Source organism: Kitasatospora sp. NPDC005748 (assembly GCF_040630735.1).
In the GTDB taxonomy this organism is placed as follows: domain Bacteria; phylum Actinomycetota; class Actinomycetes; order Streptomycetales; family Streptomycetaceae; genus Kitasatospora.
Genome location: NZ_JBEXYD010000009.1, coordinates 43,499 through 61,890 on the forward strand (window position 1 = coordinate 43,499; position 18,392 = coordinate 61,890).

The 18,392-nt window shown below is 72.9% G+C and carries 14 protein-coding genes and 1 pseudogene; 8 read left to right on the forward strand and 7 right to left on the reverse strand.

Features of this window, described 5'->3' with window-relative positions:
• The first annotated feature begins 47 nt into the window (after positions 1-47).
• The 5 genes from ABZ495_RS09910 (at position 48) to ABZ495_RS09930 (ending at position 5,344) form a co-directional block, all read left to right on the forward strand.
• Positions 48-1,142, forward strand: a complete 1,095-nt coding sequence (locus ABZ495_RS09910) for a substrate-binding domain-containing protein (protein WP_352292000.1) — start codon at positions 48-50, stop codon at positions 1,140-1,142.
• A gap of 107 nt (positions 1,143-1,249) precedes the next feature.
• Positions 1,250-2,038: an ATP-binding cassette domain-containing protein gene (locus ABZ495_RS09915; protein ID WP_329485943.1), complete on the forward strand. Its 789-nt coding sequence runs from the start codon at positions 1,250-1,252 to the stop codon at positions 2,036-2,038.
• Positions 2,035-3,297 carry a sugar ABC transporter permease gene (locus ABZ495_RS09920; RefSeq protein WP_329485941.1) on the forward strand — a complete coding sequence of 421 codons (1,263 nt, stop codon included), beginning with the start codon at positions 2,035-2,037 and terminating at the stop codon, positions 3,295-3,297. The genes ABZ495_RS09915 and ABZ495_RS09920 overlap by 4 nt, the downstream gene beginning before the upstream one ends.
• Before the next feature lie 199 nt (positions 3,298-3,496).
• Positions 3,497-3,733 (forward strand): hypothetical protein, encoded by a 237-nt coding sequence (locus ABZ495_RS09925; RefSeq protein ID WP_352292002.1) that lies wholly within the window; start codon positions 3,497-3,499, stop codon positions 3,731-3,733.
• A gap of 213 nt (positions 3,734-3,946) precedes the next feature.
• Positions 3,947-5,344 carry a pyridoxal-phosphate dependent enzyme gene (locus tag ABZ495_RS09930; protein WP_359804481.1) on the forward strand — a complete coding sequence of 466 codons (1,398 nt, stop codon included), beginning with the start codon at positions 3,947-3,949 and terminating at the stop codon, positions 5,342-5,344.
• 24 nt (positions 5,345-5,368) lie between these two features.
• Here ABZ495_RS09930 and ABZ495_RS09935 read toward each other — a convergent pair whose 3' ends face one another.
• From ABZ495_RS09935 to ABZ495_RS09950, 4 genes are all read right to left on the reverse strand, one after another.
• A complete protein-coding gene (locus tag ABZ495_RS09935) occupies positions 5,369-6,874 on the reverse strand; it encodes a GH1 family beta-glucosidase (RefSeq protein WP_359835154.1) in 1,506 nt (501 codons plus the stop codon).
• A gap of 86 nt (positions 6,875-6,960) precedes the next feature.
• Positions 6,961-7,902: a carbohydrate ABC transporter permease gene (locus ABZ495_RS09940; RefSeq protein WP_359835155.1), complete on the reverse strand. Its 942-nt coding sequence runs from the start codon at positions 7,900-7,902 to the stop codon at positions 6,961-6,963.
• Position 7,903: 1 nt separating this feature from the next.
• The gene (locus ABZ495_RS09945) at positions 7,904-8,803 is read right to left on the reverse strand and encodes a sugar ABC transporter permease (RefSeq protein WP_329492012.1); all 900 of its coding nucleotides are present in this window, start codon (positions 8,801-8,803) and stop codon (positions 7,904-7,906) included.
• Positions 8,804-8,991: 188 nt separating this feature from the next.
• Positions 8,992-10,320 (reverse strand): extracellular solute-binding protein, encoded by a 1,329-nt coding sequence (locus tag ABZ495_RS09950; protein ID WP_359835157.1) that lies wholly within the window; start codon positions 10,318-10,320, stop codon positions 8,992-8,994.
• A 612-nt stretch (positions 10,321-10,932) separates the two neighbouring features.
• Here ABZ495_RS09950 and ABZ495_RS09955 point away from each other — a divergent pair.
• A complete protein-coding gene (locus ABZ495_RS09955) occupies positions 10,933-11,994 on the forward strand; it encodes a LacI family DNA-binding transcriptional regulator (protein WP_359804485.1) in 1,062 nt (353 codons plus the stop codon).
• A 144-nt stretch (positions 11,995-12,138) separates the two neighbouring features.
• Here ABZ495_RS09955 and ABZ495_RS09960 read toward each other — a convergent pair whose 3' ends face one another.
• Positions 12,139-14,169, reverse strand: a complete 2,031-nt coding sequence (locus ABZ495_RS09960; RefSeq protein WP_359804486.1) for a glycoside hydrolase family 6 protein — start codon at positions 14,167-14,169, stop codon at positions 12,139-12,141.
• Between the two features lie 394 nt (positions 14,170-14,563).
• Entirely contained in the window at positions 14,564-16,285 is a 1,722-nt protein-coding gene (locus tag ABZ495_RS09965; RefSeq protein ID WP_359835308.1) for a cellulase family glycosylhydrolase, read from the reverse strand.
• A gap of 785 nt (positions 16,286-17,070) precedes the next feature.
• Here ABZ495_RS09965 and ABZ495_RS09970 point away from each other — a divergent pair.
• Positions 17,071-17,583: an isochorismatase family protein gene (locus ABZ495_RS09970; protein ID WP_359835159.1), complete on the forward strand. Its 513-nt coding sequence runs from the start codon at positions 17,071-17,073 to the stop codon at positions 17,581-17,583.
• A 24-nt stretch (positions 17,584-17,607) separates the two neighbouring features.
• Here ABZ495_RS09970 and ABZ495_RS09975 read toward each other — a convergent pair.
• Positions 17,608-17,849: pseudogene (locus ABZ495_RS09975) on the reverse strand (hypothetical protein); the annotation flags it as partial.
• A 45-nt stretch (positions 17,850-17,894) separates the two neighbouring features.
• On the opposite strand from ABZ495_RS09975, the gene ABZ495_RS09980 reads away from it, so the two are divergent.
• Entirely contained in the window at positions 17,895-18,326 is a 432-nt protein-coding gene (locus tag ABZ495_RS09980) for a VOC family protein (RefSeq protein WP_359804488.1), read from the forward strand.
• The last annotated feature ends 66 nt before the right edge of the window (positions 18,327-18,392 follow it).

Here is an 18,392-nt window from a genome sequence, read left to right on the forward strand (position 1 = left end):
CCCACCCCGCCGCAGCGCTGCGGCACCGTCACGGAGGCACTCCTCACATGAACGCAACGATGCGTCGCGTCGTCATTGGCACCGCCGCGGTCTCGATGGCCCTTTCGATGGCCGCCTGCGGCAAGGCCGGCAGTGACAAGAAGGACTCCGCGAGCTCCGGGGACAGCAAGTCCATCGGCCTGCTGCTCCCCGAGAACGCCTCCTCCACCCGCTACGAGTCCTTCGACCGGCCGTTCATCGAGGCCAAGGTCAAGGCGCTCTGCTCGGACTGCAAGGTGCAGTACAGCAACGCCGAGGGCAGCGCCGCCAAGCAGAAGCAGCAGTTCGACACCCTGATCGCCCAGGGTGTGAAGGTGATCATCCTGGACGCCTTCGACGCCAAGTCCACCCAGTCCTGGGTGAAGGAGGCGGCCGGCAAGGGCGTCAAGGTCATCGCCTACGACCGGCTCGCCACCGGCCCGGTCTCGGCCTACGTCTCCTTCGACAACGAGAAGGTCGGCGAGCTGCAGGGCCAGGCGCTGGTCGACGCGCTCGGCGCCAAGGCGGCCGACGCCAACATCATCATGATCAACGGTGACGAGGCCGACCCCAACGCCGCGCAGTTCAAGTCGGGCGCGCACAAGGTGCTCGACGGCAAGGTCAAGAAGGTGGTCTACGAGCAGTCCGGCGAGTGGAAGCCCACCGTCGCCGGCCAGAAGACCGGTGCCGCCATCACCCAGCTGGGCAAGGACGGCTTCCAGGCCGTCTACTCCGCCAACGACGGCATGGCGGGCGCCATCATCACCCAGCTGAAGGCCGCGGGCGTCAGCGTCCCGGTCGGCGGTCAGGACGCCGGCCTCGACGCCGTCCAGCGGATCGTCGCCGGGGACCAGGCCTACACCATCTACAAGGCCTACAAGCCGCTCGCCGACAGCGCCGCCGAGCTGGCCGTGAACCTCCTGCAGGGCAAGGACCTCAAGGCCGCGGCGCCGTCCACGGTGGACAGCGACACGGACAAGGGCATCCCGGCCAAGCTGCTGGAGCCCAAGGTCGTCACCAAGGCCAACATCAACGACACCGTCATCGCCGACGGCCTGTACAAGGCCGCCGACATCTGCACCGCGGACTTCGCCGCCGCCTGCACCACCGCCGGCGTCAAGTAGCGCGCCCGCCGGGCTCGAAGGCCACGGCGCTCCCCGTACCGCCCGGGGAGCGCCGGCCCTCCTGCCCGCAGGAACCCCACCCCACCCCACGCACTACCCCGCAGGAGATGGTTCACGTGACAGGCGCACCCGTACTGGCGCTGCGCGCGGTCTCCAAGCGCTTCGGCGCTGTCCAGGCACTCACCGATGTCGACCTCGACGTCCACGCCGGCGAAGTCGTCGCGCTGGTCGGCGACAACGGCGCCGGCAAGTCCACCCTGGTCAAGACGATCGCAGGAGTTCACCCGATCGACGAGGGTGAGATCACCTGGGACGGGCGCCCGGTCCGGGTCACCCGTCCCCAGGAGGCCCAGGCACTCGGCATCGCCACCGTGTACCAGGACCTCGCGCTCTGCGACAACCTCGACGTCGTCGCCAACCTCTTCCTGGGCCGCGAGCTGCGCCGCTTCGGCACGCTGGACGAGGTCGCCATGGAGCGGCGCGCCAAGGAACTGCTGGACACGCTCTCGATCCGGATCCCCAGCGTGCGGATCCCGATCGCCGCGCTCTCCGGCGGCCAGCGCCAGGTCGTGGCGATCGCCCGCGCCCTCGTCGGCGACCCGAGGATCGTGATCCTCGACGAGCCGACCGCGGCCCTCGGCGTCGAGCAGACCGCGCAGGTCCTCGACCTGGTCGAGCGGCTGCGCCAGCGCGGCCTCGGCGTGATCCTGATCAGCCACAACATGGCGGACGTACGGGCGGTCGCCGACACCGTCGCCGTCCTGCGCCTGGGCCGCAACAACGGGGTCTTCCCGGTCGCCGGCACCTCGCCCGAGGAGATCATCTCCGCCATCACCGGCGCCACCGACAACGCCGTCACCCGGCGTCAGGCACGTATCGCGGAGGAAGCGAAGTGAGCACCAGCCAGACCACCCCCACCAACGCCCCGGCACCGGTGGCCGACCCGCGCCTGCTGGTCCGCCAGGGCGGCGTCGCGGGCTACGTGGAGGAGTTCCGCCGCAAGATCAAGAGCGGGGACCTCGGCTCGCTGCCCGTCGTCATCGGCCTGGTCCTGATCGCGGTCATCTTCCAGAGCGTCACCGGCCACTTCCTCCAGGCCGACAACCTGACCAACATCACCAAGTGGATCGCCGGTCCCGGCCTGATCGCCGTCGGTGTCGTCTTCGTCCTGCTGCTCGGCGAGATCGACCTCTCGCTGGGCTCCATCGCGGGCGTCACCTCGGCCATCACCTCCGTCCTGGCGGTCCGTCAGGGCCTCAACGAGGGCCTGGCGATCCTGCTCGCCCTCGTCGCGGCGGTGGCCATGGGCGCCCTGCACGGCTTCTTCTTCGCCAGGATCGGCGTCCCCGCCTTCGTCGTCACCCTGGCCGGCATGCTCGCCTGGAGCGGTCTGCAGGACTACGTCCTCGGCAAGCTCGGCACCGTCAACAACATCAACGACGGCGTCGTCGCCAACCTGGACACCTACTTCCTGGGCGACGGCGACATCGCCTTCGCCTGGCTGGCGGCCGTCCTCGCGATCGTGCTGTTCCTCGGCGGCCAGCTCCTGGACGCCCGCCGCCGCACCACCGCCGGACTGCCCGCCCGCACCACCGGCGAGATAGCGCTGCGCACCGGCGCCCTCGCGGTGCTCGCCCTGGCCGGCGCCTACACCCTCAACCAGGACAGCGGCCTGCCGCTGCCGCTGGTCATCCTGCTCGGCGTCGTCGTGCTGACCGACTTCGTGCTGCGCCGCACCTCCTACGGCCGGCAGATCTTCGCCGTCGGCGGTGGCATCGAGGCCGCCCGCCGCGCGGGCATCAACGTCGCCTGGGTCCGCATCTCGGTCTTCATGATCTCGGCCGGCCTGGCCGGTCTCGGCGGCCTGTTCATCGCCTCCCAGCAGGGCTCGGCGGACAAGACGCTGGGCAGCGGCAACGTGCTGATGAGCGCCATCGCGGCCGCCGTCATCGGTGGCACCAGCCTCTTCGGCGGGCGCGGCAAGACCTGGTCGGCGCTGCTCGGCATCCTGGTCATCCAGTCCATCACCACGGGCCTGGACATGGTGCACGCCGCCCAGGCGATCCAGTACATGATCACCGGCGCCGTGCTGCTGGCCGCCGTCGTCCTGGACTCGGTCTCCCGTCGCACGCAGAAGTCCTCGGGCCGCGGCTGACCACCGCCCCTCGAACGGCCCGGTACCCACCCCCACGGGTACCGGGCCTCCGGCGTTCCCGGGCCCGGGCGGGCGCCGGACGGGCCGGGGCGCGGGACGTTCGTCCCTCCCGTCCGGGTCGGCCGCCCCGCACCCTGGAAGTGGAGCGCCGGCCCGTGGAGGCCGGCAGTACGCACCGAGAGAGGGAAACGCGGCCTTCATGTCCGACGAGCTGATCGTGCACCGCATGGTGGACGCCTTCTTCACCCACTGCCACGACTGTGACGAGCCGCGCGACCCGAACTGCCACACCCGGGCGCACTGGCGCCTGTACCTGGACCTCGATCCGGAGACCGTCGGGCGGATCCGGCACTGGCTGCTGGACCCGGCGAACCCCACCGGCACCGTCGCCGACCGCGCCGTCCTGCTGAACTGGCTCGACACCCAGGAGGCGTGACCCGCCCGGCCGGGTCCATCCGCCCGGCCCGCTGACCTGGCCCGGTCCTCTTGCGCCGGGTCCTCTCGCGCCGGGTCCTCTCGCGCCGGGTCCTCTTGCGTCGGGCGATCGTGCGGTGAAAGCCTTTCGTCCCAGCGGTCGCAGGCGTTCGCCCGGGGCCGTGGCGTACGCGGCAGCGGCCGCGCGCGGCGGGGTACCGGGGCAAGGAGTCGCATGACGGTTCACGAATCGGTGGTCGACGCGATCGGCGGGACGCCGCTGTTCCGGCTGGCCCGGCTCGGCGCCGGCCTCGCGACCCCCGTCTACGCCAAGGCCGAGTTCCTCAGCATCGGCGGGAGCGTGAAGGACCGCGCCGCGCTGTCGATGGTCCTGGCGGCCGAGCGGGACGGCCTGCTCCGGCCCGGTGGGACGATCATCGAGGCGACCTCCGGCAACACCGGGATCGGCCTCACCATCGTCGGCCGCCGGCGCGGCTACCGGGTGATCGCCTGCGTGGCCGACCGGTCCGCCGTCGAGAAGTCGGACATCCTGCGGGCGTACGGCGCCGAGGTGGTGCTCGCCCCGACCACGCTGCCGGCCGAGCACCCGGACCACCTGTTCAACGTGGTGCGCCGGCTCGCCGAGGAGATCCCCGGCGCCTGGCTGGCCAACCAGTACGACAACCCCGCCAACCCCGACGCGCACGTGCGGACCACCGGTCCGGAGCTCTGGGAGCAGACCGGGGGCCGGGTGACCCACTTCGTCGCGGGGGTCGGCACCGGCGGCACGATCAGCGGCACCGGCGCCTTCCTCAAGAAGGCCTCCGGCGGCGGCGTCACGGTGGTCGGCGCGGACCCGGAGTCCTCCCGCTACGGCGGTGGCGACGGCAGCCCCTACTTCGTCGACAGCATCGGCCACTTCCTGCACCCCGGCACGGCGGAGGACCGCTGGCCGGAGTCCTACCACCGCGAGGTCGTCGACCACGTCGAGCGGATCCCGGACCGCGAGTCCCTGCTGACCGCACGGCGGCTGGCCCGTGAGGAGGGACTGCTGGCCGGCCCCTCCTCGGGCACGGCGGTGGCCGCCGCGCTCCGGGTCGCGCGCGGACTCGGCCCCGACGACCTCGTCGTGGTGCTGCTGCCCGACTCCGGCCGGTCCTACCTCTCCAAGCTGTACAGCGACGACTGGCTGCGCCGGTGGGGGTTCCTGGAGGAGCCGCGGGGCGCCGACCACACCGGACCGACCGTCCGGTCCGTGCTGGACGGTCGGCCCGGCGGGCCGGTCACGGTCGCCGCGGACGCCTCGGTGGCCGACGCCCTGGCCGTGCTGCGCGAGGTGCCCGGCGGCGTCGCGCCGGTGGTGCTGGCCCGGCCGGAGCGCCCGTACGGGGTCAGCGCCACCGAGGTGCTCGGCTCCCTCTCCTCGGCGGCCGTCGAGCGAGCGGTCACCGAGGGCCGCGCCGCGCCGGACGGCCCGGTCACCGCCCTGCTGGGCCCCGCCCTGCCGACGGTCGGCGTCGGCCAGTCGCTCGCCGAGGCCCGGGAGTCGCTCGGGCCCGGCCAGGAGGCCGCGCTCGTCCTGGTCGACGGCCGGGCCGTCGCACTGGTGCGGCGCGACGAGCTGGCCGGCTGAGGCCCGGGGCACCCGGCCCCTCGCTCAGTCGATCCCGCCCCGGCGGATCACCTCCGCGTACCAGTGGGCGCTGGCCTTCGGGGTGCGGGCGAGCGTGTCGTAGTCCACGTGGACGGCGCCGAAGCGCTTGGCGTAGCCGTAGGCCCACTCGAAGTTGTCGAGCAGCGACCAGAGGTAGTAGCCGCGCACGTCGGCGCCGGCTTCGAGGGCGTGGTGGACGGCGGCGAGGTGGGCGCGGATGTAGGCGATCCGCCGGGGGTCGTCGACGCTGCCGTCGGGGCCGACCACGTCCTCGAAGGCGGCGCCGTTCTCGGTGACGAGGAGCGGCAGCCCGTGCTCCCGGTGCAGCGCGGTCAGCAGCTCGGTCAGGCCGGTCGGGTCGATCGGCCACCCCATGGCGGTGAGTTCGCCGGGCGCGCGGTGGAAGGTGACGTCGTCGGCGCCCGGCCAGGGGGAGTGCGGGCTCGCGCCGTGGCCGTCGTGGCGGGCCGTCGCGGCCTCGCCGTCGCGGGCGGCGGAGACCACCGTCGGCGTGTAGTAGTTCAGCCCGAGCAGGTCGATGGGCCGGGAGATCTCGGCGAGGTCGCCGTCGCGCACCAGGTCCGCCCAGTCGACCAGGTGGGCGGTGTCGGCCAGCAGGTCGTCCGGGTAGGCGCCGGCGAACATCGGACCGGTGAAGATCCGGTTGCCCACCGCGTCGATGCGCCGGGCCGCGGCGAGGTCGTCGGAGTGGCCGGTGAGCGGGCGGACGGCGTGCAGGTTGAGCGAGACGGCGATCTCGGCGGTCGAGGGCAGGGCGGCGCGCAGGGCGCCGACGGCGAGGCCGTGCCCGAGGTTGAGGTGGTGGGCGGCGCGGAGCGCGTCGGCCGGGCTGGTGCGGCCGGGTGCGTGGACGCCGGAGCCGTAGCCGAGGAAGGCGCTGCACCAGGGTTCGTTGAGGGTCACCCAGGTGTCGATCCGGTCGCCCAGGGCCTGCGCCGCGAGGGCCGCGTACTCGGCGAAGCGCTCGGCGCTCTCGCGCACCGGCCAGCCGCCGGCGTCCTCCAGGTGCTGCGGGAGGTCCCAGTGGTAGAGGGTGGCGACCGGCCGGATGCCGTGCTCCGCGAGCTCGTCGGCCAGGGCCCGGTAGAAGTCCAGGCCGCTCTCCAGGGCGGGGCCGCGGCCGGTGGGCTGGATCCGTGGCCAGGAGAGCGAGAACCGGTAGGAGGTGAGGCCGAGCCGGGCCATCAGCCGGACGTCCTCGCGGAACCGGTGGTAGTGGTCGACCGCCACGTCGCCGGTCTGCCCGCCGGCGGTCCGGCCGGGGGTGTGGCTGAAGGTGTCCCAGATCGACGGCGTCCGGCCGCCCTCGGCGGCGGCGCCCTCGATCTGGTAGGCGGCGGTGGCGGCGCCCCAGCGGAAGCCGGGCGGGAAGGCCCTGGCGGGGGGTTCGGCCGCGGTGCGGGCGGCGGGGGTGGAGGCGGAGGTGCGGGCGGAGGTGCGGGCCGTGGGGACGGCATCGGTGCGGGCGGGCGGCACGGTGGAGGTCATGACGGGGATGCTCCCGGGAGGTGGTGGGCGGGGCGGGGGTCAGCGCTCGACGGCGGTTCAGCTCTTGACGGCGGCATGGGGCGGGTTCAGCTCTTGACGGCGCCGGCGGTGATGCCCCCGACGATGTGCCGGCCCAGGACGGCGAAGAGCAGCAGCAGCGGCAGCGTGCCGACCAGGGCGCCGGTCATGATGACCGCCTGGTTGACTTCGTAGGCGCTGCCGCCGCCGATGGCGGACAACGCGACCTGGACGGTCGGGTTCTGCTGGGTCAGGACGACGAAGGGCCAGAAGAAGTCGTTCCAGGACTGCACGAAGACCAGCATTCCCAGCACGGCCATCGCCGGCCGGGCCACCGGCAGCACGACGTGCCAGACGATCCGCAGACTGTGCGCGCCGTCCACCCGGGCCGCCTCGATCAGCTCCACCGGCAGCGCCTCGGCGAGGTACTGCCGCATGAAGAACACCCCGAAGGCGGCCACCAGGGAGGGGAGTACGACGGCCTTCAGCTGGTTGCCCCAGCCCAGGTCGGTGATGATCCGGTAGAGCGGGATCACGCTGAGCTGCGGGGGGATGGTCATGGTGGCGACGACGACGGTCAGCAGGGCGCCCCGGCCGCGGAACGCCAGCTTGGCGAAGGCGAACCCGGCCAGGGTGGAGAACGCGACCGTGCTCAGTGCGACGCAGCCCGCCACGACCGTGGAGTTGAGCAGCGCCCGGCCGAGGTCGGCCTGCTCCCAGGCGGTGGTGATGTTGGTCCACAGCGATCCGCCGGGCAGCAGCGGCGGCGGTGCCTGGGCCACCCGCTCCCCGGTGGAGGAGGCGGCGACGAAGGTCCAGTACAGGGGGAACAGCGAGAGCACGGCGGCGGCCACCAGGACGGCGTAGGTCAGCGGCCCGGCCTTGTCCTGCTCCCCGGCACCGGGCCGCAGCCGGCGCCGGACGGCGCGCAGCGCGCCCGCGAGACGGCCGGGGGCACGGTCGGCGGTGGACGGCCGCGCCGTCGGGGTGGGTTCGAGGGTGGTGGTCATCTCAGCGCCCCTGTCCGGCACGGCCCCGGCGGGCGAGCAGCAGTTGGACGGCGCCGATCAGCAACAGGATCAGCAGCATCGTCCAGGCGACGGCCGACGCACGGCCCAACTGACGGCTCGGCCATCCGAGTTCGTACATGTAGAGGCTCAGGGTCTGGAACTGGTGGGCCGATCCGCCGCTGACCCCGACACCGCCGCCGAAGAGCAGCGGCTCGCCGAACAGCTGGGTGGCCCCGATGGTCGAGACGATCACCGTGAACAGGATGGTGGGCCGGATGGACGGCACGGTGATCCGGGTGAACTGCTGCCAGCGGGAGGCGCCGTCCAGGCTCGCGGCCTCGTAGAGGTCCTTCGGGACGGCCTGCATCGCGGCCAGGTAGATCAGCGCGTTGTAGCCCGTCCAGCGCCAGGTGACGATGGTGGCGACGGCGATCTGGGCGGGCCAGGTGTCGGCGTACCAGTCCGTCCGGCCGACCCCCACCAGCGAGAGCAGCCAGTTGACCAAGCCGTAGTCGGGGTTGAACAGTTGGACGAAGACCAGGGTCGCCGCCGCGATCGAGGTGGCGTACGGCGCCAGGACCGCCACCCGCAGGAAGCCGCGGCCGCGCAGCCGGTAGTTGAGCAGGTGCGCCAGCCCGAGCGCCATCAGCAGCTGCGGCACGGTGGACAGCACCCCGATGGTGAAGGTGTTGAGCAGCGCGGTGCGGAACTGCTCCGTGCCCCAGAGCCGGGTGTAGTTGCCCAGCCCGCGCCACTCCATCACCCCCGGGTCGAGCAGGTCGACCCGGTGCAGCGAGAGCCAGCCGGTCCACAGCAGGGGGAACAGGCCGAAGGCCGCGAAGCAGAGGAAGAAGGGCGCGATGTACGCGTAGGGCGAGGCCTTGAGGTCGAGTCGGTGCAGGCGCGAGCGCCAGCTGGGGGGCGGCGCGGCGGGGCCGGAGCGGCGCCCTGCGGGCGCGGGCCGGGGCGGGCCGCTGTCCGTCGCGGGCCGGTGGGTGGTGGCCACGGGGGAGTCCTTCCAGGGGTGGCGGGCCGGGCCGGTCCGGGCCGCGGACGGGCCCGGCACCGGAACGGCCGGAGGGGTGGCGCTCAGCCGTTGACCTTGTCGTCGATCAGCTTGGTGACGTTGGTCCAGGCCTTGGCCGGGTCGGTGCCGTGCTGCTCGATGTCGAGGATCCCGTTGTCCGTGATGACGGTCTTGACCGTGCCGTCCTGCTCACCGATCGGTGCCGGCGCGATGTTCTGTGCGGTGGCGGCGAAGATCTTCCCGGTCGGGGTGGTGCCGAAGTAGTCCAAGGTGGCGTTCTGGACGGCGGGTTGAGCCAGTGCCGCGGTGGTCGACGGCAGATTGCCGACCTTGGCGAAGACCTTGGCCTGCTGCTCGGGCGCGGTCAGCCAGGCGGCCAGCGCGGCGGCTTCCTTCTGGTGCTTGCCGGCCTTGGGCACCGTGAGGAAGGCGCCGCCCCAGTTGGAGGCCACCGGCGCCTGCGCGATGTCCCACTTGCCCTTGCCCGGGTCGCCGGAGTACTTGCTGATGATGCCGGTCATCCAGGACGGGCAGACCACGGTGGCGAACCGGGCGTTGCTGAAGGCGGTGTTCCAGTCGTCCTGGAACTGCCGCAGACCGGCGCTGATACCGGCGCGGGACGCGTCCACGGCGGTCGTCCAGGCCTTCTTCACCCCGGGGCTGTCCCGGTAGACGAGCTTGCCGGAGGCGTCCGAGTACTGCTGGGACTCCGCGGAGAGGGCCGCGTTGAAGAGGCCGCTCGCCGAGTCGGTGAAGAAGGTGCCCGCCGGGGCCTTGGCCTGGTACTGCTTACCGGCCTCGACGAACTTCGCCCAGTCCCCGCTCCACAGCTTGCCGACGGCCTCGCGGTCGGTCGGCAGTCCGGCCTGCTCGAAGAGGTCCTTGCGGTAGCAGACGGCCATCGGGCCGATGTCGGTGCCCAGGCCGATCAGGGCGCCCTTGGCGGTGGTGGCCTGCTTGGCCTTCCACGGCAGCCACGCGTCGGCCCGGACGCCCTCCGCCTTGGAGAGGTCGGTGAACTTGTCGCCGAGCGTGCCGGTGGCCTGCGCGATGTAGCCGACCTCGACGGCCTGGATGTCGTTGAGGCCGCTGCCGGAGGCCAGGTGGGTGGCCAGGGCGTCCCAGTACTTCTGACCGTCCTGGACGGTCTCGTACCGGATGGTGATCGAGGGGTGGGCGGCCATGTACTCGTCGTACAGGCCGGCTTCGCGGTAGCCGAAGGTGCCGAAGTCGCCGACGGAGAGCGTGACTTTGCCACCGCCGTCGGCGGCTGCGCCGGTGGCGGGATCGGCGTCGGAGCCGCCGGCGCAGCCGGTGAGCAGGAGGGCCGAGAGGGTCAGTGCGGTGGTGACGGGGACGGCCCGGCGGCGTGCGCGGGTGGTGAGACGCATGGGGGTTCTCCTCGGTGCCTGTGCGTGGTGGGTGTGGCGGGTGTCTGGTGGCCGGTGTCCGGTGCTCCCGGGTGGCCGGGTGGCCGGGTGGCCGGGTGGCCGGGTGGCCGGGTGGCCGGTGCTCCCGGGGGCCGGGTGCGGGTTTGCTCGGGCTTCGGCTCGGGCCCTCTGGTTCCGGCTCGGACTTTGGTTCCGGTTCGGGCTCTGGTTCCGGCAGTACTCGGCGGACGTGTGCGTGGTGCCCGGCCGGGGTTGATCAGTCAGTGATCCGGCGGCCAATTCGGCTCACTGGCAGGCGTGTTGATTGAGCGTCGGACAGCCCCTCCGGCTCCGGTCGGGCGTCGGAGGCTGGCCCCGGTGGCGGCGGGCCGCTAGGGTGGGCGCACTGTCGTGGGAGCGCTCCCAAGCACTAGGGGAAGGTTGCTGGGTGATCGGGTCGGGTGTCAAGGCGGATCGCGCCATCCGTTGCGGGAACGTGTCCTGCGGCGGGCGGCCCACCGGGCCGGCACCTGCCCCCTCGCGCCCGCGCCGCGCCCCGGTGGAGGAGGATGGTCTCCGGGGCGCCCGCCCGGCGTTGGCGGCCCCCGTGGCGAGGTCTTGGAGAGGTGGACGATGGCACAGGCGGCGAGTGGGACGGCCGGCGCGTCGGGCAGTGGGTCACGGGGCTCGGCACGGCCGACCCTGGAGGAGGTGGCCGCCCTCGCCGGCGTGGGCCGCGGCACGGTCTCCCGGGTGGTCAACGGCTCGCCCCGGGTGAGCGACAAGGCCCGGGAGGCGGTCCAGGCCGCGATCGCCGAACTCGGCTACGTGCCGAACCGGGCGGCGCGGGCCCTGGTCACCTCCCGGACGGACGCCGTCGCCCTGGTCGTCCCGGAGGCGGAGACCAGGCTCTTCTCCGAGCCCTACTTCTCCGACATCATCAGCGGCGTCGCGGCCGAACTCAGCGAGACCGACATGCAGTTGCTGCTGATCCTGGTCCGCAACCAGCGCGAGCGCGACCGGCTGGCCGCGTACCTGTCGGCCCAGCGGGTGGACGGCGTGCTGCTCGTCGCGGTGCACCGGGACGACCCGCTGCCCGGCCTGCTGGAGAGCCTGGAGATCCCGTCGGTGCTGGCCGGCCGGCGCAACGACCACGAGGTCCTCAGCTATGTCCACGCCGACAACGCCGGCGGTGCGCGGATGGCCGTCCGGCACCTGCTGCGGCGCGGCTGCGGCCGGGTGGCCACCATCACCGGCCCGCTGGACATGGAGGTGGCGCTGGCCCGCCTGGACGGCTACCGCCGGGCCCTGGAGGAGGCCGGGCAGACGTACGAGGAGGACCTCGTCGGTCTGGCCGACTTCACCGAGGAGGGCGGGCGGCAGGCGATGCGGGCGCTGCTGGAGCGGCGGCCCGACCTCGACGCGGTGTTCTGCGCCTCGGACGTGATGGCCGCCGGGGCCATGCAGGTGCTCCGGGCGGCCGGCCGGCGGATCCCGGACCAGGTCGCGGTGATCGGGTTCGACGACTCGATCGTGGCCCGGCACACCGAACCGGCGATGACCAGCGTCCGCCAGCCGATCGAGGAGATGGGGCGCACGATGGCCCGGCTGCTCCTGGAGGAGATCGCCGGGCGGCACCGGGGCAGCCGGCAGGTGGTGCTGGCGACCGAGCTGGTGGTCCGCGACTCGGCCTGACGGGGGCCTGCCCGCGGCCCCGGCGAGTACCGGCTTGGCGGGAACCCCCTGTGTGGCGGGAACCCCTGACTGGCCGGAACGCTGGGGACAGCGCCGGTGCCGGCCCCGCCGTCGTGGCGGAGCCGGCACCGGGCCGGTCGGGCGTCAGCTCGTCGTGCAGCTCAGCGTGGGCGCGGTGTTGCCGCCGGAGTAACCGGCGCCGAACCCGAAGGCGGTGCTCGCGCCCGCCGCCAGCGCGCCGTTGTACGGGGCGTTGGTGACGGTCACGCTCGGGCCGGACTGCGCGAGGACACCGTTCCAGAGGTTGCTCACCTGCTGGGTGCCGCCCCAGGTCCAGGTCACCTTCCAGTGCGTGGCGGCGGCCGTGCCGGTGTTGGTGACGGTGACGTCGGCGTTGAAGCCGCTGCCCCAGTCGCTGCTGACCCGGTAGGCCGCGGTGCAACCGGAGCTCCCGCCGCCGCTGCCCGCGGCAGTGGTGACGGTGAGGGCCGCCGAGGCCGTCGAGGCGTTGCCCGCCGCGTCACGTGCGACCACGGTGTAGCGGTAGGCGGTCGAGGCGGTCAGCCCGCCGTCGGTGTAGGTGGTGCCGCCGGCGCCCGTGGTGGACCCGACCGCCGTGCCGTCGCGGTAGACATCGTACCCCGTGACCCCGACGTTGTCGGTCGAGGCCGTCCACGCCAGCGAGACGGTGGCGGCCGTGGTGGCGGTGGAGCGGAGCCCGGCCGGGGTGCTCGGCGGCGTGGTGTCGCCGGTGCCGCCGCCGGTCACCGGCGGGTAGGCGTTCTTCAGCAACTCCTGGAACTGGGCGGAGAACCAGGCCCCGGCCAGCGGCGCGCCCGGCAGGGCGCCGGAGAGGTGGAAGTTGTTGCGCGCGTTGCCCGTGTACGTCGGGTCGCACATCCGGTCGAAGCCCTTCCCCTCGTCGTTGGGGATGTACTGGCTGGCGCCGTCCGACTCGCCCGGGGGCTTCACCCACACGTAGGCGTCGATGCCCGGCTCGGGTGCGGTCCGCGGACGCTCGCCGAGGCCGGCCCCGCTCTGGTTGCACCAGTTGCCGGTCTGGAACCGCCGGTCGGTCCGGCCGCCGTCCACGTAGCTGTCCACGCTGGTTCGGGCGCCCGGCCCGGTCGGGCGGGCCGCGCCGCCCCAGCCGTTGCGCGAGGTGTCGATCAGCATGCCGACGGCCGGGTCGAACCCGGCGCTGACGGCCTTCTGCCGGAAGGCCTGGGCGTAGGAGAGCTCGTCGACGTAGCGGTTCCAGTCCACCCAGGCGCTCTGGCGGACCGAGGTGCCGTTCACCGAGTCGTCGATGGTGTAGTAGGGCTCCTTCAGGGCCGAGTAGTTGGCGGTGTTGACGATGAAGCCGTGCACGTTGGCGGTGGTGGAGCCGGCGGCCGTCGCGGCCTGGTGGAGGACGTCGACGGCTGGGCCGAGGTTGGAGTCCCAGCCGAGCCAGCCGTGGTGGCCGGCATCGACGTAGTTGTAGACGTTCGGGACGGCGCCCAGCTTGGCCAGTGCGTACCCGACGCCGTTCACGTAGTTGCCGTTGGCCTTCATGGTGTCGCACTGCGGGGTGGCGGTGGCGGTGCCGCCCGCGTTGGTGACCAGGTTCGGCAGCGAGTCGATCTCGACGGTGGTGACGATCCGCAGCCCGGCGTAGGCGGGATCGGCCAGCACGGCGGCGATCGGGTCGATGAACTCGGTCCGGTAGCGGCCGATCTCGGTCGGGCCGAGTTCGCCGTTGGAGGCGAGGGCGGCGCAGTCGCGGCCGGGGAGGTCGTAGACGACGAGCTGGACGACGAAGGGCTTGCCCGCCGCCTGCCGGACGGCGTTGTCGAGGTGTCCGCGCAGGCCCAGGTGGCCGGCGGTGCCGTTGATGGCGGCGATGCGGTCGAGCCAGACGGCGGTCGGCTGGCCCGCGACGGCGCTGCCGCCGGGTTCGGCGGCGGCGTTCGCGGCCCACTCGGGGTTCACGTAGACGCCCGCGCCGGCATAGGGGTTGTCGACCCGGGCGGCCGGCGTCGAGGCCTCCGCCGGAGCGGCTGAGGCGGAGGTGGCGGTGGCGACGGGCAGGAGGCTGGTGGCGCCGAGCGCCGCGACGGCGGCGAGGGCGCGCAGCCGGTGGAGCACGGGCCTGCGGCGGGTGCGTCCGCCGTTGTGGTGGCCGGAAGGCATGGGGAGTCCTTTCGGGTGGGGGACCCAGGGGTAAGGGCGCCGGTCCGGGGCGCCGGGGTGGGATCGCTCCCATCAGAGGTGAGAGCGATCCCGGTGCAGGTTTCCGGCGGGTCGGCCGGGATGGTTGCCGAACTGCGGCAAGGCTCTCAATTCGGCTGCTGTGTGCGTGAGATGGAGTCAGACTCCGGCTCCCCGCTATCAACCCATGAACGCTCGGGGGCGTCAAGGCGTTCGACGCAAATGCGTGGGAGCGCTCCCGCAGCAGGATCTGTGGTGGGCCTCGGCGAGTGTCGGGTGGGTCTGGGTGGGCTGTCTGCGGTACGGCCTGGTGTCTGGCGCCTGGTGGTGGTGCCCGGTGGCTGGTGGTGCCGGGTGGGCGGAGGTCCTGCTGCCGTCAGGGCGTGACGGTGCACGTCGGCACCGGCGGGGAGGCGCCGAGCCGGCCGCTGCCCTGAAGGCCGAAGGTCGTCGAAGCGCCGGGCGCCAAGGCGCTGTTGTACGCCAGGCCGGTCGCGGTGACCGTGCTCGCCGACTGGGTGACGGCGGCGTTCCAGGTACCGGTCGGCTGCCACCCGGCGGGCCGGTCCCAGGCGGCCGTCCAGGTGCTACCGGCCCGGCTCCCGGTGTTGGTGACCGTCACGGTCGCGGTGAACCCGGTGTCCCACTGGCTGTCCGTGTGCCAACCGGCCGTGCAGCCGGTGGTGTCGGGAGGCCCCGCGGTGGTCACGGTCGTCGCCCCGGAGGCGGCCGAGACGTTCCCGGCGGCGTCCCGCGCGGTGACGGTGTAGGTGTAGGCGGTCGCCGGGGTGAGGCCGGTGTCCGTGTACTTGGTGCCCGTGACCGTGCCCACCAGCGTGGCGCCCCGGTGGACGTCGTAGCCGGTGACGCCCGTGTCGTCCTGCGAGGCGGCCCAGCCGAGGGTGGCTGAGGTGGCGGTGACAGCGGTCGCCGTGAGACCGGTGGGGGCCGTCGGCGACCGGGTGTCGCCGACACCGCCGCCGGCGGCGAAGCCCGGGGCCTTGACGGCGGTGAGGTAGCCGTCCTTCACCGTGTCCACGGTGGTCCAGTCGTCCTTGAGGATCCCGCCGGTGTCGCCCGAGTTCGGGTTCCAGGACCAGAACGTCCAGGAGAAGGCGTCCGCGCCCGCCTGCGCGGTGGGCCGCAGGTACTGGGTGAGCGCGCTCAGCCAGGTCCGGTCGGCGGCCGCTTGCAGGGTGGAGCCGAACTCGCCGATCCACACCGGCGCGATGTTCTGTCGGAACAGGTAGCCCCAGTTGGAGTCCCACACCGCGGGCAGGTTGGCGGGGAACGCCGGGTCGTCGAACCACGGTTGGCGCGCCACGCTCGTGGCGTACTCGTGCGCGGAGTAGACGAGGCGGTTCGGCACGCTCAGTCGGACCGGGTACGCCGCCGCACCGCGGAGGTTCCCGCCCCACCAGGTCGAACTGCCCTGGAAGCTCTGCACGCCCTCGACGAGGACGAGCAGCGAGGGGTTGGCCCCCAGGACGGCCTCGCCGCCGCGCTCGGCCGCCAGGCGCCAGTCGAGCGCCGGGTCGCCGCAGCCCCAACAGGCCGGATCATGCGGCTCGTTGTGCAGGTCGATGCCGATGACGGTGGGGTTGCCGGCGTAGCGCGCGGCGATCGCCCGGAGGTCGGCGAGCCAGGTGCTCTCCGGGACGGCGCTCGTGTACCAGAGCGCCGACTGCCCGTCGGCGTCCGGGCGGTGGCGGTCGAGGATCACCTTGAGCCCGGCGGCTCCGGCCCGGTCGACGATCCGGTCCATCACCTGGAGCGAGGTCAGGCCCTGGAGGTCGGCGTTCATGCCGCCGGAGTGGTTGACGCCGGTCGGTACGGAGCCCCGGAAGAGGTCGTCGCTGTAGGGCAGGCGGATGGTGTTGAAGCCGAGGGCGCGCATCTGGTCGATCATGCTGCCGTAGTCGCGGGCCCAGAGGCCGTGCGGAACGTGGTCGGCCGTTTCGAAGCCGAACCAGTTGACTCCGGCGATCCGGACGGGTCGGCCGGCCTCGTCGAGCAGTTGGCGCCCGCTGGTGTGCCAGTAGCCGGAGCCCGGGGCGGTGGCGCCGGTTGCTCCCGTCGCTGCGGTCGCTCCGGGCATCGGGGCGCTGGTCGGGGTGGGGGCGGCCTGCGCGGGCGGGGCCGACAGGAGCACGGCCGCCGTGAGAGCGAGCGCTGTCACGATCCTGCGCAGGCGGCGTAGGGGGTGGGACACGTCGGTCTTCCTCTCCGAGGAGTGCGGCGGCGGTCCGGGCGGGCCTCCGCCGGTGGGCACCGGCCGGGGCGGAGCGGATGGTTCTTGCGGGCGGTTCTTGCGGGCGGTTCTTGCGGGCGGTTCTTGCGGGGCGGGGTGGGGCGGGATGAGGAGTGCGGGAGCGCTCCCATATTCGGGTGCGGGGAAGCTCCGATGCTCTCGGGGTGGGGCGGCCGGTGCGGTGTCGTCGCTGGGTGGTGCGTCGCGGACGGAGGTGCGGACATCACCCCCTGGGGCATGAGGCACCCACATCGCCGTCGATGCTCGGGACCGGGCGACGTTCACACCATGAAATCGACAACCCGCCGAGGGCGTCAAGGACGGCGTTGGCGTTCAACTCTTGTCGGCGGCCAGGCCGATGCCGTCCGACGGCGCGGCCGGACGGCGTTGCGGCGGTCCGATCAGTTGCCCGGTTGCCTGGTCGGAAGGCACCTTGTTCGGCCGTCGCTCGTCAGGGCTCGTGTCGTGGCGTCGCGCGGCCTGCCGCTGTTGAGCGAGGCCGCCGACATCCTGCGGATGACCGACCACGTCGCAGACGTCGAGTACGGGCGGTGGGTGCTGATCGAGGATTCCGGAGCGTGACCGCCCAGGAGCAGGAATCCGGCCACGGTGATCCGCTACCGTGATCCGCCATGCGAACCCTTGACTCCGGCCGGACGGCGCTCGTCCTGGTCGACCTGATGGACCGGATCGTCGCCCTGCCGCTGGCCCCGCACGCGGGGACCGAGGTGCTCAGGGCGTCGCTGGAACTGGCGGCGGCCTTCCGGGCAGCGGGTGCCCCCGTCGTCGCCCTGCGCGTCGAGCGCCCGAACGTCGCCGAGCAGCCGCCCGGCAGTGGGCTGGTCGCGGAGGTGGCGGCGACCGCCGATGCCGTATTGGTGAAGCGCACCATCGGCGGGTTCCAGGACACCGGGCTGCACGACCTGCTCCAGGGGCGCGGCGTGGACACGCTGGTGTTCGCCGGCATCGCGACCAACCTGGGCGTGGAGTCGACCGCTCGGGCAGCCGCCGACCACGGCTACCAGCTGGTGTTCGTCGAGGATGCGATGGCGGCCCTGACGGAGGCGGAGCACCGGTCGGCGGTCGACCTCGACCTGCCCCGCTTCGGTGAGGTGGTGGCGCGGGAAGCCGTCCGTCTCTCGTGACCGCCGGACGGTGGCAGACAGGTGCGCGGGGCGCTGGGCACGCATGGACGCCGACGGCTCGACCGCCGTCACCTCCAGCGTCGCCGACTCGTACGACGCCGCGCCGGCCCCGACATTGACCACGGCGCGCCCCACCCAGGGCGGCGGAGATCGCCTGCTCGATCCTCGGCATCCGGCCGCCGGTAGGTGGTGTACCCGCCGCCTACCGTGTCGTGGTCCGCACCATCGGCGCTGCCGTCCACCCCGCCGCCTGACCACCTGTGGATCCCCTGACCTGCGGAGATGAGCAGCGCCCCTGTTATTGTGCGCCAATGTCAACGATCAAACAGTTCCAAGTGGCCTTCGACTGCGCGGAGCCCGTGCGCCTCGCCGCCTTCTGGTGCGAGGTGCTGGGGTACGTCATGCCGCCGGTCCCGGAGGGCTTCGCCACGTGGGAGGAGTGCTTCCGCTCACTGCCGCCCGAGGATGCGATCTACTTCGCGTGCACTGATCCCGCGGGTGTGGCTCCGCGCCTGCTCTTCCAGCGAGTCCCCGAAGGCAAGGTCGTCAAGAACCGGGTGCATCTCGATGTGCGGGCCGGCACCGGGCTCGTGGGTGACGAGCGCCTGGCCACGCTCGAGGCCGAATGCGCACGGCTGATGGCGCTCGGGGCGAAGCACGTGCTGACGCAGCGCGCCGATGGCGTCAACGAGTCGTGCATCACGATGCAGGACATCGAGGGCAACGAGTTCTGTCTCGCCTGATTTCTCCTCCGAGACTGCGAGGTGGGGAGCCCTCTCCCGGGAACCCTTCAGGTCGCGCATGCGGCG

Excerpts from the sequence above, each read along its gene's own strand:
- ABZ495_RS09910 (WP_352292000.1), top strand. The coding sequence starts at position 48 with ATGAACGCAACGATGCGTCGCGTCGTCATTGGCACCGCCGCGGTCTCG.
- ABZ495_RS09915 (WP_329485943.1), top strand. The coding sequence starts at position 1,250 with ATGGTTCACGTGACAGGCGCACCCGTACTGGCGCTGCGCGCGGTCTCC.
- ABZ495_RS09925 (WP_352292002.1), top strand. The coding sequence starts at position 3,497 with ATGTCCGACGAGCTGATCGTGCACCGCATGGTGGACGCCTTCTTCACC.
- ABZ495_RS09930 (WP_359804481.1), top strand. The coding sequence starts at position 3,947 with ATGACGGTTCACGAATCGGTGGTCGACGCGATCGGCGGGACGCCGCTG.
- ABZ495_RS09935 (WP_359835154.1), bottom strand. The coding sequence starts at position 6,874 with ATGACCTCCACCGTGCCGCCCGCCCGCACCGATGCCGTCCCCACGGCC.
- ABZ495_RS09940 (WP_359835155.1), bottom strand. The coding sequence starts at position 7,902 with ATGACCACCACCCTCGAACCCACCCCGACGGCGCGGCCGTCCACCGCC.
- ABZ495_RS09950 (WP_359835157.1), bottom strand. The coding sequence starts at position 10,320 with ATGCGTCTCACCACCCGCGCACGCCGCCGGGCCGTCCCCGTCACCACC.
- ABZ495_RS09955 (WP_359804485.1), top strand. The coding sequence starts at position 10,933 with ATGGCACAGGCGGCGAGTGGGACGGCCGGCGCGTCGGGCAGTGGGTCA.
- ABZ495_RS09960 (WP_359804486.1), bottom strand. The coding sequence starts at position 14,169 with ATGCCTTCCGGCCACCACAACGGCGGACGCACCCGCCGCAGGCCCGTG.
- ABZ495_RS09965 (WP_359835308.1), bottom strand. The coding sequence starts at position 16,285 with ATGCCCGGAGCGACCGCAGCGACGGGAGCAACCGGCGCCACCGCCCCG.
- ABZ495_RS09970 (WP_359835159.1), top strand. The coding sequence starts at position 17,071 with ATGCGAACCCTTGACTCCGGCCGGACGGCGCTCGTCCTGGTCGACCTG.
- ABZ495_RS09980 (WP_359804488.1), top strand. The coding sequence starts at position 17,895 with ATGTCAACGATCAAACAGTTCCAAGTGGCCTTCGACTGCGCGGAGCCC.